This is a genomic window from Nocardia araoensis NBRC 100135 (assembly GCF_000308435.1).
In the GTDB taxonomy this organism is placed as follows: domain Bacteria; phylum Actinomycetota; class Actinomycetes; order Mycobacteriales; family Mycobacteriaceae; genus Nocardia; species Nocardia araoensis.
Map to the genome: position 1 here is coordinate 34601 of NZ_BAFR01000348.1, position 14141 is coordinate 48741.

Here is a 14141-nt window from a genome sequence, read left to right on the forward strand (position 1 = left end):
GCCGTGAGGTACTTGAAGAACTGTTGCAGCGATCGGTACTGGCCACGTGCGTACTCGGACGACAGCGGCTCACCAGTGCGCTGATCGGACCGCGCGAGCAGGTCCTCGATGTATCCGCCGATGTGGGCGCGAGCGATGTCGGGCGCCGTGGTCGGCAGCTCGCGCTACTGAAGGTAGTCGGCGAAGTACTGGATCCGGGGGTGAGGTAGCCGTCGATGGTCTGCTTGCTCCGGTTCTTGCGGCGCGATCCGGTCGCGAAGTCCTCCGCAAGCTCTCGGATGTCATCCAGATCCACCCCCATGCCCGGATCTGCGCGGCAGAATTTATTGCTGTCGGAGCACCGTTATGGATCAACTCGGCTGTTCGATCTCGGAGTTTCCGCAGCTCAGAGGCACTTTGTGGGGCGGGCGGGGCTCGAACCCGCGACCAATGGATTATGAGTCCACGGCTCTAACCGACTGAGCTACCGCCCCGTGCCGCGGGGAACCGCGAGCGTTGGGGATGCTACCGCGTCGGGCCGGTTCCGGACCAGTCGGCTGGTGATGACCTAGGGTGGGTGGGGCGGAAACTTACTGGAGGGTCAGATATGACCGATCTGTTCACGAAGGTTCTGAAGGCGCATCAGTGGGTGTACGAGAACAGCGGTGGGCTGGTGGGGCATCGGCTGCTGCTGGGGAATCCGACGCTGCTGTTGCGGACGGTGGGGCGCAAGTCCGGCGAGGAGCGGACCTCGGCGCTGACGTACGCGCGCGACGGTGGGGATTATCTGGTGACGGCGTCCAACGGCGGGTCGCCGCGGCCGCCGGGGTGGCTGGCGAATCTGAAGGCTCGACCGGAGTGCGAGATTCAAGTGGGGCGGCGGAAACTGGCGGTGCGGGCACGGGCGACGCTGCCGGATGATCCCGAGTACGCCCGGCGGTGGGCTCTCGTCGACAAGGTGAACAAGGGTCGCTACAGCGCCTATCAGAAGCTGACCAAGCGGCCCATCGCGGTCGTGGTGCTGACCCCGGCGCAGGGTCAGCGTTCGCGATAGTCGTCGTCCCAGTCGTCCTCGTAGTCCTCATAGTCCTCGTCGCGGTCGTTCCATGGCTCGGCTTCCTTCGGCGGCCGGCTGGCGAACTGCACGACAGCGACCACGAAGACGAGGACCACGATGACGATGGCGACGATGAGCAGAGTTCCCACCCCGGCACCCTAGCGCCGTCGCCGGGGCAGCGCACTACGTCGATTGTCCAGTTCGACGCTTTGTTCACACTGTTAACAAAGTGCGCCCCACCGCCGCCCTGGACTCGATGGCGGCATGCGCCCGATCGGCTCGTTCGAGCGGGAAGGTCTGACCGATCACGACCTCCAAGCGGCCGGCGACGACCTCCTGTTGGGCGCGGCGGGCGATCTTCTGCCAATCGATGTCCGCGCCGGTGATGTCGAACAGCCCGTAGACGCTGATGCCGCGCGCCGCGGCGGATTCCTGGTCCAGTACGGCGAATTCGCCTGCGGCGGCACCGTATCCGAGGAAACGCCCGCCATCCGCGGCGACGGTGAGCGCGGCCTCGCCGAGCGCGCCGCCCGCGCCGTCGAACACCACGTGCGCGCCCGTTCCCCCGGTCGCGGCGCGCGCCTTCGCCGCCCAGTCCGGTTCGGAGTAGTCGACCACCGCGGTCGCGCCGAGTCGCTCGGCGAGCTCCAGCTTGGCGGCGCCACGCGCGGCGGCGACGACGTTCGCGCCCGCCGCACGGGCCAGCTGGATCAGCAGCACGCCCAGCCCGCCGGCCGCGGCGGTGATCAGGACCCACTCCCCCGGCTGGACGGCGGCATGGTCGAACACCGCGAGCGCGGTTCTGCCGTCGTGTGCCAGCGCGACAGCCTGCGTCGCGGTCAGCCCCTCCGGCAATGCGGTCAGCGTGTCCGCCTTGGCCAGCGCCTTCTCGGCATACCCGCCGATCGGCAGGCCCCCGCCGATGCCGCTGGCCGCGGTGGGCGTCGACACTCGCTTGCCGACCCAGGAAGGATCGACGCCGGGGCCGACCGACGCCACCACCCCGGCGACCGCGCCGCCGGGCACATAGGGCAGCTCGATCGCGAAGAAGTCGGTTCCCCACCCCGACCGCAGCCGAGTGTCCAGGAACATCACGTCCGCGGCGGCCACGTCGACGACCACCTCCCCCGGCCCGGCCACCGGATCCGGCAGCTCACGCACCACGAGCACTTCCGGTCCACCGAACTCACTGGCTTGCACAGCCCGCATGACACATCCTTCGTCGTTCCTACCGTCTTCGAACGAAGACCAGCATGAAACCTGAAGTCATGTTGAGGTCAAATCGTGGGTCAGGAACCGCCGCCGCCGCAGCTGGAACTGCTCCCACCGCCACAGCTGGAGCTACTGCCTCCGCCGCAGCTGGAACTGCTGCCGCCACCACAGCTGGAACTGCTCCCGCCGCCGCAGCCGCTTCCCCCACCGCAACTGCTGCCGTGGTGGTGATGGTCGTTGTGGTGGTGATGATGGCCGCCGCCACAGCCGCTCGGTTGGTCGGACCCGCCGATCAGACCGGCACCGCCGGCCGCCCAGAACGGATCCGTGGAACCCCCCTCGGAATATCCGCCGCTTCGCTGCCCGCCGCGCCACGCACCGTACGGTGGCGGCGGCAGGAATCGGTTGCGCTGCGAGCGGATGACGACGACTACGACGATGATCGGAACCGCCACGAGGAGCAGCACCATCAACAGGATGAACAGAAGGATGAGTGCGCTCATGTCAGAACGGTAGCGGCCCATCGGCGCGCACGTACAGTGAACTGTGGTGAACTTCAGGTTCCGTCGATCCCCGGCGCGCGAGATCGACCTGGCGACCGTACGCGCCGCCGTCGACGCGCTGGAGCTGCCCGACGCGGTCTACAAGACCTGCCCTTGGCAGCCAAGGGCATTGGTGGACAAAGGATTGCGGCAGTGGCTGCTCTGCTGCGGCGCGGCCATGCGTGACGATCAGGTGATCGGCATGCCGTCGCACGCGGTGGACGAGGCATGGCACGGATTCATCCTGTGCACCATGCGCTACGCCGATTTCTGCGCGAGGGCCTACGGCCGCTTCCTGCATCACTTCCCGGAAGGCGCCGGGCCGCCGAACCCCGCGCACGGATCCATGGCCGAACAGCTCGGCCGCACCGTGGTCGCGTGGTCGTTGGTGGCGGCTCCCGGCGAGGAATGCGTGCTGTGGGACCTGGACCGGCGGGTCGGTGTCGAACATCCGTGGGGCATCGACACCGATCGCGTCGTGGCCGTCGAGGCCGAGCTGGCACGCACCCTCGCTTCCTGACTCAGGTCAGTTCCACCCGCGCCGCGAGGAATCGGACGACGCCCGGCGCGAGCCGCCCGAAGTGATACTGCAAGTGGGCTTCCGGCCGGCCCGAACGCGCGACAGCCGTTCACCACCCCGCCGAGGTTGATCCGCAGCACCCGGTCGAACTCCTCCGCCGACGTCGCGGCACGACGGCGTCCCGGAGATGATGGGTGTCCGGCCAGCCGTGCACCAGCACGACGGTTTCCGCGGCCGGGTCACCGTATTCGTAGACGGCGAGGTCGAATCGGCCGCTGCGTACGGTGCGCTCGAGCGCGGGGAACTCGGTGGTTTCGGTGGTCCTCAGAATCTCCTCGGCCGACGCTCAGGTCGGTTCACAGATCGAGCACGAGGCGGCCACCGTCGGCGCGCGAGACGCAGACGAGTATCGCGCCCGCCTCGCGTTCGGCATCGGTGAGCACGCTGTCGCGGTGGTCGGGTTCGCCGGCCAGCACCCGGACCTTGCAGGTGCGGCAGAATCCCTGCCTGCACGAGTAGGGGCGGTCGGGCCGGGCAGCGAGGATGGCGTCGAGCGCGGTACGGTCCGCGCCCACCTGGACGACCTCCCCGGTGGAGGCGAATCGGATCTCGAACGGTTTGCCGTTCACGATCGGCGGTGGCGAGAACCGCTCGAAATGCAGCTCCACATGAGGCATTTCGCGCATCGCATCGGCGATGACGGCGATCATCGGCACCGGACCGCAGCAGTAGACGGCGGTGTCGGGCCCCACGCCGGGCAGCAGGGCGTCCGCATCGGGCAGCCCGTGCTCGTCGTCGGTGCGGACCACGACGCGGTCGCCGAATCGCGCCAATTCGTCGAGGAACGGCAAGGTGTCCCGGCTGCGGCCGGTGTAGACCATCGACCATTCGATCCCGAGCCGGTGCGCCAGCCTGACCATGGGCAGGATCGGCGTGACACCGACGCCACCCGCGACGAAATGCAAACGCGTGGCCGGAGATCCGTGGCCGGGTACGGCGAACGGGAAGGCGTTGCGCGGACCGCGCACCACGATCGGCGAACCTACCGGAAGGGCGTCGTGCACCTCGACGGATCCACCGCCGCCCTCCGGGATCCGGCGCACCGCCACCCGGTAGGCGCGCACGTCGGCAGGGTCGCCGCACAGCGAGTACTGCCGCAAGCGGCCGGAAGGAAGCTCGAGGTCGAGGTGCGCGCCGGGGCGCCAGGGCGGCAGCGCGCGCCCGTCGGGGGCGGCCAGCCGCAGGCTCACCACGTCTTGATCGTGCGCCTCGATCCGCCGTTCGGTGACCACCAGCGCCAGCCGCCGGTCGTCCACCTTCGGACGCGGATCGCGCCGGTTGACCAGAGCGGTCCAGCGCAGTCGCGCCGAGGCCACCGCGTCGAGCACCCGCACCGTGCGGTCGCGCTCGCGCCTGCCGAACAGGTCCGCGGGCAGTTGGCCTGGAACGGGCGACCTCACGAGGCGGTCGCCCGCGCCGCCGGGGATTTGGCCAGATAGGCCACCGCCTGTGCGGTGGAGCCGACCGTCTCCGGGTTGTAACCGGGTTCGAGCGTGCTCAACGCGCTCCACAGCAGGGAGGGCACACCGGGCAATGCGCCGCGCCACATTGCGCCGAAGACCCGCGCGAGCAACTGGGGGTAGCCGAGGTCGGGCAGGTCACGGTCTTGATGGACCAAGAACTTGGTGCCGCGCACCACCAGCGTCAGGAAGATCGGGAACACCAGCAGCATGAGAGCCGCCCGCCGCACGTATCCGGCGCCGAAGTACACGGCCACGTCGTGCGCGACGTGCCGGTGCTCGACCTCCTCCGCCCCGTGCCAGCGGAACAGGTCCGCCATACGCGGATCGGCGCCGAATCGCTCCAGGTCCGCGTTGAGCACCCAGTCGCCGAGGTAGGCGAAGAAGTGCTCCAGGCACGCGATGAAGGCCAGCCGCTCCACCATCACCTGCCGTTCGGCGACGCCGTCGACCTCCCTCGGTCCGAGCGTGCGGCGGAACAGGTACTCGGCGTGCCGCAGATAGGGCTCGGGATCGATGCCGTGCGCGGCGAGCACCTCGTGCAGCACCTTGTCGTGTGTCTCGGCGTGCATCGATTCCTGACCGATGAACCCGAGCATCGCCTCCCGCAACCGCTCGTCGCGCACGTACGGCAGCGCCTCGGCGTAGGCGGCGCAGAACATGCGTTCTCCTTCGGGCAGCAGGAGATTCAGCGAGTTGATCAGATGCGAGGCGATGGGCTCGGCGGGCATCCAGCGCAGCGGCGTGTCCGACCAGTCGAAGCGCACGTTGCGGGCGTGCAGCGCCACGGCGCCCGGGTCGGTGTCGGGCCGCCGCCGGGCCCTGCGAAGTAGCTTCATCGATACTCCTCGATCCTCCACGCGCCCGCGTCGTCGCGCGATTCCTACATTTCCGTAGCAAGGATCATACACATAAGTGGAACTTCCGGTAACACACAAAATTGTCAGACCCGCTGTACGGTGACACAACCCGCGACAGTCGTCACACCTGCCGTTTCCAGCCCAAAATTAGAACGTGTTCTAGTAGGATTTCGCTATGGAACGATTGACAGGATTGGATGCCAGCTTTCTCTACTTGGAAACCGGGACACAGCATCTGCACGTCTGTGCGCTGCTGATCCTCGACCCGTCGTCGGGCGACTACTCATTCGAGGAATTCAAAGCCGAACTGGCCCGGCGGCTTCCGCTGATTCCGCAGATGCGCCGCCGCGTGTACGAGGTGCCGTTGAACCTCGATCACCCCGTCTGGGTGGAGGACGAGAATTTCGACCTCGACTACCACCTCCGCCGGATCGCGATCGCCGCTCCGGCAGGACGGCGCGAATTGGCCGAACTCGTCGGAGACATCGCGAGCCGTCCCATGGATCGCGACCGCCCGCTGTGGGAGATGTCGGTGGTGGAGGGCCTCGACGACGGGAAGGTCGCGGTGATCTGCAAATACCACCACGCCGCCGTGGACGGCATCACCGGCGCCGACCTGATGATGCACCTGTGCGATGTGGAGCCGGGCGTCACCAAGGAGGTGCCCGACAAGGAGTGGCGCCCTGAGCCGAAACCGAACGACTGGCAATTGCTGGCCGAAGCGGTGGTGAAGCTTCCGACCCGGGCAGGCATCGTCGGAATGCTGCCCAAAACAGTCGGCGTGGTCGCTGGATTCGCGCAGCGCCGTCGTCAGAACAAGACGGGCATGGCCATACCGTTCTCCGCTCCGCGCACGCCGTTCAACCTCGCCATCACCCCGCACCGCGCTGTCGCGTTCACCGAGGCCGAACTCGACGCCGTCAAGGAGATCCGCTCCACGTTCGGCGTCAAGGTGAACGACGTGGTGCTGACCGTCGTCGCCGGTGCGCTGCGCGCCTATCTGGCCGGGCGCGACGAACTGCCGGACCGCTCCCTCATCGCTTCCGTGCCCGTGTCGGTGCACGAGTCGACTCGGCACAAGGCCGGGATCAACAAGGTGTCCACGCTGTTCGCGCGGCTCGGCACCGACGTCGCCGACCCGGTGGAACGCCTGCGTGAGGTGGCCGAGGTCAATCGCGGAGCCAAGGAAGAGCACGAAGTGATAGGTGCGGATTTCCTGCAGGACTGGGGAAAGTACGCGCCGCCGAACACCTTCCGGCTCGCCGCGCGGATGTACTCCTCGCTCAAGCTGGCGGAGAAGCACCCGGTGGTGCACAACTTGGTGGTCTCCAATGTGCCCGGGCCGCCGATGCCGCTGTACTTCCTCGGCATCCGGGTGGACGGGATGTATCCGTTCGGACCGGTGTTCCACGGCGCGGGCTTGACGGTGACCGTGCTGTCGAACAACGACAAGCTGAATTTCGGCTTCATCGCCTGTAAGGAACTGGTGCCCGACATCGCGGCGCTGGCAGACGCCGTTCCCGGCGTGGTCGCCGAATTGCTCGCCGCGGCACGCACGTCGGGCTGAGCGCCAGGCCGCTGTCCGCCACCGCCGTCGGACAGGACCGGCCGATTCAGATCTTCGCGGCGACGGCCGCACAGGCTTCGAGCAACACCGGCACGAAACGGTCGGCCTCCAGCACACAGGACGCATGCCCGGCCGCGACCAGATGCTTGCTCGCTCCCGGGATCATGGTCGCCAGCTCCAACTGCCGAGAGACCGGAATCGCCCGATCCCGCGTCGTGATCACCACGGCCGTCGGCATCGTAAGATCCGGCAGCCACGCGGTCGCGTCGAAGCGCCCGACCGCGGCGAGCACCTGAGTGAGCGCCCACCCGCTGGTGCTGCGGAACTCGCCGAGCGCCCAGCGATCCAACCGCCCCGGCGCCCAGGTGACCTCGGGGAGCTCGGGCAGACGGCCCGCGAGCTTCTCGGCACGACGGTAGGAGTACTGCTCCACAGCGGCGGCGAAAGCCCCGAACGTCCGGTGAAAGGCGTGCTCGCTCCATTTCTCGCGGAACCGATAGGGCGTCGCGCAGAGCACCAGTCCGCTCACTCGCTCCGGATGGCGCCGCCCCGCCAGCAGGCTCACGATTCCGCCCAGCGAGAATCCCGCGCAGATGGCTCGGTCGATGCCCAGCTCGTCGAGCACGGCCGCCACGTCGTCGGCGCAGTCCTCCAGGGTGAACCGCTCGGAGCGGATGCCGCGCCCGTGCCACCGCTGGTCGAACAGGATGACCCGGTACCGCCGGGCCAGCTCTGCCAGCGACGGGAACCAGGTGAGGTACGCGGTGCAGGCCGTGGCGTGCAGGAGCACCAGTGGGGGCGCGTGCTCGGGCCCCGGGATGTCGACCACGTAGGTCCGGCCCCGGGAGCCCAGATCGATCAGGCGGCCACCGGGCACCTCGGCGATGTCCGGCACCCGCAAACGTCCGCCGAACCGCGTCACGCTTCGGCCGGGATTGGTCACAGCGCACCTCCCGCGTGGTCACACCAGAGACAGTTTAGAACACGTTCTACATGGGCGGCGCGCAGCACGTTGCCGACACAGGGCGGCCCGAGCCCCGACGCCCCGGCGATCCGCCCACTTCCATCGCGCCCCGAGGCCACCGCGAGCTCGCACAGCGCCGCACACGCTCGACATTCGCGCATTACCTGCCGAGCGATTCGCGTGCCGCCGACATGCGGCCCAGAACAGTTGCCCTGACTCCCGCGATAGGTGTCCGAGCTGGACGGACCGCCACCAGCTCCTCGGCACGGCGCAATCGGATCTTCCGACAACCGCCTTCCCGAAAGACGGGCCCGATATCAGGCAGGACATCGAAGGCCCACTCACCGGGACGCGGAGACGATCACGCGACCGCCTGGGCTACTGTCGCGAGACGCGCCGAAACCGGGCGCATTTTCTGTAACGTGTTGCAGACAGGTCCAAGAGACGGAGGTACCCCGGATGGGGCGGTTGACCGGCAAGGTGGCGTTGATCAGCGGCGGTGCGCGTGGAATGGGCGCGGCGCACGCCAAGGCCCTGGTCGCCGCGGACGCGCGCGTGGTGCTGGGTGACGTGCTCGACGAGGAGGGCGCCGCCGTCGCCGCGGAACTCGGCGACAACGCCGCCTACGTCCACTTGGACGTGCGCGAACCGGAAGACTGGCGCAAAGCCGTCGGCACGGCGGTGGAGCGGTTCGGGTCGCTGAGCGTGCTGGTGAACAACGCGGGCATCGTCAACGGCAACCTGCTCGTCGCGTTCGAATTGGCCGAATGGCAGCGGATCATCGACATCAACCTCACCGGCACATTCCTCGGGATGCAGGCCGCGACGCCCGCGATGATCGAGGCGGGCGGCGGCTCGATCATCAATATCTCCTCCGTCGAGGGCATGCGCGGCAGCCCGGGCCTGCACGGCTACACGGCCACCAAGTTCGCCGTGCGCGGGCTCACCAAATCCACCGCGCTCGAGCTGGCGCAGCACAATATCCGGGTGAATTCCGTGCATCCCGGCATGATCCGGACACCGATGACGGAGAACATCCCGGAGGACTTCCTGCAGATCCCGCTCGGTCGCGCCGCCGACCCGGCCGAGGTCTCCGCTTTGGTGACCTTCCTGGCCAGCGACGAATCGTCGTACTCGACCGGAGCGGAGTTCATCATCGACGGCGGACTGACCGTGGGCGTTCCGCACAAGAGCTTCTGAGTCATCCGCGGGCAGCCAGCAGGGCGAGCGGCGGCAGCGACACCAGCGCCACGGCCACGATCGCGTTGCTCCACTTGTAGGCGACCAGCAGCGCGGCGAATTCGCGCAGGAAAGCGCTCGGCAAGTAGTAGAAGGCGGTTCTGGCGCCCGTCACCTCGGCGTCGAGTCCGAGGCGGCGGGCCAGGATCGCGGTGCGCAGCATGTGGAAGTTGCTCGTCACCAGCACCATGCGCGTGGTGGGCCCGCGCTCGCCGAGCAGCCGCTTGGTGAACAGCAGGTTCTCCTCGGTCGTACCCGACCGGTCCTCCAGAACCACGCGGTCTCCCGGCACACCCCGATCGATCAGGTAATCGCCCATGGCCGACGCCTCGGAGACCTCTTCATCGTCTCCCCTACCGCCACTGGCGATCAGCAGCGGGGCGCGCCCCGCACCGGCTTCGTCACGGTAGACCTCGATCGCCCGATCCAGGCGTGCGGCCAGCAACGGCGACACCGCGCCGTCGGCCAACCCGGCGCCGTGCACGACGATCGCGTCCATCCCTGGCCGGTAGGGCAACAGTCCGTAGTACAGCGAATACACCAGGAACGCGGCGAACAGAAACCCGACATAGCTGATCGCCATCGTCAGCGAGGCCAGAAGCACCATCAGCCAGGTGTTCTCGGTCAGGAGGGCAAGGACGAGCACCACATACGGTGCCAGCAGCGCGAACCCGACTACGAGCGGCAACAGATTCGGAATACGCCAGCCCTCACGGCGCACCAGCTGTGCGCCGTTGACGATCGACAGCCCGGCGAGCACCAGCACCAGCAGCGGCGACAGGAGCACCACCAGCGGTGCGAGCACCACCGTGCGATCGCCCTCGGTGATCCGGCCGACGACCCACGCACCGACGAAACCCAGCCCCAGGAGCAGGAACACCCCGTGGCTCAGCCGCCTGCGGTCCCTGCCGAATCGCACCGCGAACACACCGAGCAGGATCACGCCGACGACCAGCAGAAGCACCGGGTCACGGTAACCGACGGGTGCGCGGCGCGCCCCTGGCGTCGCCGAGCGGCGAGGCTACCTCGGCTTATTCCGATCGTCCCCTAGAGTGTGCGAGTCCGGGCATCGGTCGCAGGCGACCGGTGTCCGGCTGCATTCGGCTTCAGCACCAGCGTTACGGAACAGCACGTTGTGATGAAGGGGAGTCGACGAAAACAATGCTTCGATTATTCATCGCCGCCACAGCGGCCGCCCTCTGTGTGCTCGCACCGCAGGCCGCGGCGCAACCGATCTATCCAGTACCGGATCCCGATCCGTTCTACGCCGCTCCGGCCGGACTGGACCGCGCCGCACCGGGGGACGTCCTCGCCGTCCGGCCGATGCCCGCACTAGCGATGTTTCCCGGCTCGACGGTCACGATGATCAAGTTCCGCTCGACCAACTCCGCGGGCGAGCCGATCGCGGCCACCACCACCGTGCTGACCCCGCAGAACCCCACACGCGGCAGGCCGCTGCTGTCCTATCAGCACATCATCAACGCACTCGGCACCCAGTGCACGGTGTCGCGCGTGCTCTACACCAGCGACCCCGGTCTGGAGATCCGCGAAGCGCCCGCGCTCAATGCCTTGCTGCTGCGCGGCTGGTCGGTCGCTCTTCCCGACCACCTCGGACCCACCAGCGCCTACGGCGCCGCGAAACTCGGCGGCATGATCACGTTGGACGGCATCCGTGCCGCACGGCGGGTCGCGGAACTCGGACTGGCGGACAGCCCGGTCGGCCTGCTCGGCTATTCCGGCGGCGGCATGGCGAGCGCGTGGGCGGCCGCGCTGGCACCGACCTACGCGCCGGAACTGCCGCTGGTCGGAGTCGCCTCGGGCGGGGTGCCGATGAACCTGGTCAAGATGATCGAGGACCTCGGTTACGCGCCGCACGCGGTATTCGGCCTCGCTTTCGCGGCCGCCCTCGGGCTGGAGCGCGAGTACCCGGCACGGCTGCCGGTGAGCGATCAGCTGAACTCGCTCGGATTGTCGGTCCGTAACCGGATCGCCAACAGCTGCACCAACGAGATCCTGCTGGTCGGCGCCGGCCGCGGCATCGTGGACGTCGCGGCCTCCAATTCGCTGGCCGACGACAAGCGCGCACGCGAGGTGCTCGAGGAGAACAGCCTCGAACTCTACGACGACATCCCGGCCACGCCGATCTACGAATGGCGTGCGGAGCAGGACGCTCTCATCCCTGTGGAGTCGGTCGACGACACGGTGCGGCGATATTGCGCCGCGGGAGCTCGTGTGCAGTACGAGAAATTCCTCAGCCCGGACCATCTGTCCGCCGCGGTGCTCGGCATACCTTCCGCGCTCGGCTGGCTGGAAGCGCGCTTCAAGGGCGATCCCGCGCCGAGCAATTGCTGAGAACGGCCCGGCGGTAGCTCACCGCCGGGCCGGTAACCGGCCGTTATCCCGCACGGCCGCAACGGTTCTCGCGCGGCGGACTAGGCGTCCTTGCCGCTCTCGTACGCGCTCTGGCGAGCCTCGTCCAGATCCGCTTCGGCGCGGGCCTTTTCGGCCTCGGCTTCCTTCTGCGCCGCCTCCCGCTGGGATTCGGCCTTATCCTGCTGGGCGCGACCCTCTTTCTTCAGGTCCTCGTCACCGGTGACGACGCCAGCGGCTTCCTTCGCCTTCCCCTTGGCGTCCTCGACGACGCCTTCGACAGCTTCCAGGGGTCCGCTCCGATGCTCCGGCATGACATACCTCCCAATTCCTAGTCGGCTGACATCCGTCGCATACCCGTGTCCGGCAGGGACAATCACGCTGTGAGCGCCGCCACCGAGTTTCGCGGTGGGAGCGGCTCGTGCAGGTGGCGATTTCCCGGTGAGATATGGCATCAATGCCACTGGGAGACGGTCGGTCGCCCCGATAGGTTCGAAGCGCGAAAGAACCTGTCCACGAGGAGTTCGACCGATCATGAGTTATATCGCGCCGGCCCTGATCGGTGTGCTGTACGCGCTGGCGATGTCGGCGATCCGGGAACCGCGTCGGCGCCTTTTCAACGCCGTCATGGTGGCCGGAGCCGGAGCCGCTTACCTCAGCGGCGGCGGTTTGGGCGGCTGGGAATTCGTCTTCACGGCCGCCGTCACCTACTGCGCCTATCGCGGACTGGAGTCCTGGAGGTTCATCGGCATCGCCTGGCTGATGCACACCGGATGGGATCTGCTGCACCATTTCAAAGGCAACCCGATCATCCCGTTCGCCCACGACTCGTCTCTGGGCTGTGCGATCTGTGACCCGGTCATCGCCGTGTGGTGCCTGCTCGGCGGCCGATCCCTCCTGCGCATGAACGAATGACGTGGCCCGTCAGAGATCGTCGATGTCGATGAGCGAATCCTGCAAAGCGCGAGCCACCAAGGCGGCCTTCGTCGGCGCGGGGCGGCCGACCGCGGCGTACTTGTCCCTGATCCGCGACAGGTGGGTGTTGACCGTGCCCAGCGAGATATACAGCCGCTGACCGACTTCCACTTTCGAATCCGAGGCGATCCACGCCAGCAACACCTCGATCTCGCGGCTGCTCAGCGCCGGACGCTCACGCGGCCACAGCGGGGCGGGCAGCGGGTCATTCCCGCGCTCGAACGCGACACTCATGCACTATTCCTCTGCGCTTGGGATTTTCATGGCACTCACCTACCGCCGAAGCAGGTCACGCGACAAGTCACGATGATCGGCGCAAAGAAGATCAGCGCACACGATTGATCGCCGGAGTTCCCCGGCAATGGCCCATATATGCGGGCCTGCGCCCTCTGCTTCGATAACGCATCGGCGGCGTTGAATTCGAACCAACCAGTTCGTTACCCCCTCGGGTTACGCCTTCCGGATGTCTCGCGGGCCCGAAACTCGTCCTCGACCGAAACATCGCGGGTTTTCGGATAACAGTCTGCATCGGACCGGAGTGTGTGCGGCACGAATAGCGAACTTTCGGTCACACATCCGACCGGACGTATCCGAACACCACTCCACGCAGAATTCTGGTTGGTTTATTTCCCATGTGTTGTCGGTTTTTGCACCCGGACCGATGCACATGTGCTGAGGGTGCACGCCCGGCCCAGGTTCGTGGACGTCGAGGCGGCGGTGCGGGCAGTGCGCAGCGGAGAGGAGGCACGGCGAAGGCCCTGGCCGTCGATGCGGTCAGGGCCTTCGCCGTGCTGAATTCGTTCAGTGTTTGGTCAGTACGGGACTCGCCGACTCGGCCTCCGCGGTTTCCGCCGGGGCGGCGGCCCGGCCCGGCAACAGCACCGCCATGACGATCACGATCAGCGCCAGAGCCGCCGAAACGAGGAAGGCCAGGCGCATGCCGTCGAGGTGCGCGGCGACGAGGTCGGCGCCATCGGCGGCGAGCGAGGTGGCGCGCGCCGACATCACCGTCACCACCAGCGCGGTACCGAACGCCGCGGCGACCTGCTGCAAGGTGCCGAGCATGGAGCTGCCGTGCGAGTACAGATGCTGCGGCAGCGCACCGAGACCGAGGGTGAACACCGGGGTGAAGGCCGCCGCCAGCGACACCATCAGCAGGATGTGCAGGGCCAGCAGCTGCCAGTACGGCATGGTCATCGAGATCTGAGTGAAGCCGGCCAGCGCGGCGGCGATACCGATCGACCCCGGAATCACCAGCAGGCGACCGCCGAACCGATCGAACAGGCGACCAACGGTCGGTCCGAGCAGACCCATCGCCAAGCCGCCCGGCATCACC

At 67.6% G+C, this 14141-nt stretch carries 16 protein-coding genes, 1 tRNA gene and 1 pseudogene; 7 read left to right on the forward strand and 11 right to left on the reverse strand.

All coding sequences use genetic code 11. The annotated features are described in order from the left end of the window. Positions 1-399: 399 nt before the first annotated feature. Positions 400-473: transfer RNA gene (locus tag ON21_RS33680), tRNA-Ile, on the reverse strand. Positions 474-586: 113 nt separating this feature from the next. Between ON21_RS33680 and ON21_RS33685 the strand changes: the two genes are divergently transcribed. Next, positions 587-1033 carry a nitroreductase/quinone reductase family protein gene (locus tag ON21_RS33685; RefSeq protein ID WP_039804874.1) on the forward strand — a complete coding sequence of 149 codons (447 nt, stop codon included), beginning with the start codon at positions 587-589 and terminating at the stop codon, positions 1031-1033. On the opposite strand, the gene ON21_RS39130 is transcribed toward ON21_RS33685, so the two are convergent. Both ON21_RS39130 and ON21_RS33690 read right to left on the reverse strand, forming a co-directional pair. Further along, complete coding sequence (locus ON21_RS39130; protein WP_157171157.1) at positions 1018-1185, reverse strand: hypothetical protein; 168 nt, start codon at positions 1183-1185, stop codon at positions 1018-1020. The genes ON21_RS33685 and ON21_RS39130 overlap by 16 nt on opposite strands. 64 nt (positions 1186-1249) lie before the next feature. Continuing rightward, complete coding sequence (locus ON21_RS33690; protein WP_039804876.1) at positions 1250-2245, reverse strand: zinc-binding dehydrogenase; 996 nt, start codon at positions 2243-2245, stop codon at positions 1250-1252. 75 nt (positions 2246-2320) lie between these two features. On the opposite strand from ON21_RS33690, the gene ON21_RS39510 reads away from it, so the two are divergent. Then, positions 2321-2479 carry a hypothetical protein gene (locus ON21_RS39510; RefSeq protein WP_174372239.1) on the forward strand — a complete coding sequence of 53 codons (159 nt, stop codon included), beginning with the start codon at positions 2321-2323 and terminating at the stop codon, positions 2477-2479. A 315-nt stretch (positions 2480-2794) separates the two neighbouring features. After that, positions 2795-3310 (forward strand): UCP032817 domain-containing protein, encoded by a 516-nt coding sequence (locus tag ON21_RS33700; protein ID WP_039804878.1) that lies wholly within the window; start codon positions 2795-2797, stop codon positions 3308-3310. An 11-nt stretch (positions 3311-3321) separates the two neighbouring features. Here the strand turns inward: ON21_RS33700 and ON21_RS40500 are convergent. The 3 genes and pseudogenes from ON21_RS40500 to ON21_RS33710 all read right to left on the reverse strand — a co-directional run. After that, a pseudogene (locus ON21_RS40500) lies at positions 3322-3474 on the reverse strand (hypothetical protein); the annotation flags it as partial. A gap of 192 nt (positions 3475-3666) precedes the next feature. Beyond that, positions 3667-4770 carry a PDR/VanB family oxidoreductase gene (locus ON21_RS33705; RefSeq protein ID WP_039804880.1) on the reverse strand — a complete coding sequence of 368 codons (1104 nt, stop codon included), beginning with the start codon at positions 4768-4770 and terminating at the stop codon, positions 3667-3669. Beyond that, complete coding sequence (locus tag ON21_RS33710) at positions 4767-5669, reverse strand: metal-dependent hydrolase (protein WP_039804882.1); 903 nt, start codon at positions 5667-5669, stop codon at positions 4767-4769. Before ON21_RS33710 ends, ON21_RS33705 begins: the two co-directional genes overlap by 4 nt. A gap of 196 nt (positions 5670-5865) precedes the next feature. Between ON21_RS33710 and ON21_RS33715 the strand changes: the two genes are divergently transcribed. Next, positions 5866-7257 (forward strand): WS/DGAT/MGAT family O-acyltransferase, encoded by a 1392-nt coding sequence (locus ON21_RS33715; RefSeq protein ID WP_039804883.1) that lies wholly within the window; start codon positions 5866-5868, stop codon positions 7255-7257. A 46-nt stretch (positions 7258-7303) separates the two neighbouring features. Here the strand turns inward: ON21_RS33715 and ON21_RS33720 are convergent, their stop codons facing one another. Beyond that, positions 7304-8200, reverse strand: a complete 897-nt coding sequence (locus ON21_RS33720) for an alpha/beta fold hydrolase (RefSeq protein ID WP_051021666.1) — start codon at positions 8198-8200, stop codon at positions 7304-7306. A 480-nt stretch (positions 8201-8680) separates the two neighbouring features. Here ON21_RS33720 and ON21_RS33725 point away from each other — a divergent pair, with 480 nt between their 5' ends. Beyond that, a complete protein-coding gene (locus ON21_RS33725) occupies positions 8681-9421 on the forward strand; it encodes a glucose 1-dehydrogenase (RefSeq protein ID WP_039804886.1) in 741 nt (246 codons plus the stop codon). Between the two features lies 1 nt (position 9422). Here ON21_RS33725 and ON21_RS33730 read toward each other — a convergent pair whose 3' ends face one another. After that, positions 9423-10424 carry a YdcF family protein gene (locus tag ON21_RS33730; protein WP_039804888.1) on the reverse strand — a complete coding sequence of 334 codons (1002 nt, stop codon included), beginning with the start codon at positions 10422-10424 and terminating at the stop codon, positions 9423-9425. 197 nt (positions 10425-10621) lie between these two features. Here ON21_RS33730 and ON21_RS33735 point away from each other — a divergent pair, with 197 nt between their 5' ends. Next, entirely contained in the window at positions 10622-11812 is a 1191-nt protein-coding gene (locus ON21_RS33735) for a lipase family protein (protein WP_039804890.1), read from the forward strand. An 80-nt stretch (positions 11813-11892) separates the two neighbouring features. Here ON21_RS33735 and mbp1 read toward each other — a convergent pair whose 3' ends face one another. Beyond that, positions 11893-12144 carry a microaggregate-binding protein 1 gene (gene mbp1, locus ON21_RS33740; protein ID WP_039804891.1) on the reverse strand — a complete coding sequence of 84 codons (252 nt, stop codon included), beginning with the start codon at positions 12142-12144 and terminating at the stop codon, positions 11893-11895. Positions 12145-12364: 220 nt separating this feature from the next. Between mbp1 and ON21_RS33745 the strand changes: the two genes are divergently transcribed. Beyond that, positions 12365-12745, forward strand: a complete 381-nt coding sequence (locus tag ON21_RS33745; RefSeq protein WP_039804893.1) for a DUF6010 family protein — start codon at positions 12365-12367, stop codon at positions 12743-12745. Positions 12746-12754: 9 nt separating this feature from the next. Here the strand turns inward: ON21_RS33745 and ON21_RS33750 are convergent, their stop codons facing one another. Further along, on the reverse strand, positions 12755-13039 hold the full coding sequence (locus ON21_RS33750) for a LuxR C-terminal-related transcriptional regulator (RefSeq protein WP_039804894.1): 285 nt from the start codon (positions 13037-13039) through the stop codon (positions 12755-12757). Between the two features lie 567 nt (positions 13040-13606). Continuing rightward, positions 13607-14141 (reverse strand): MFS transporter (locus ON21_RS33755; protein ID WP_039804896.1); only part of this gene is annotated, 535 nt, incomplete at its 5' end.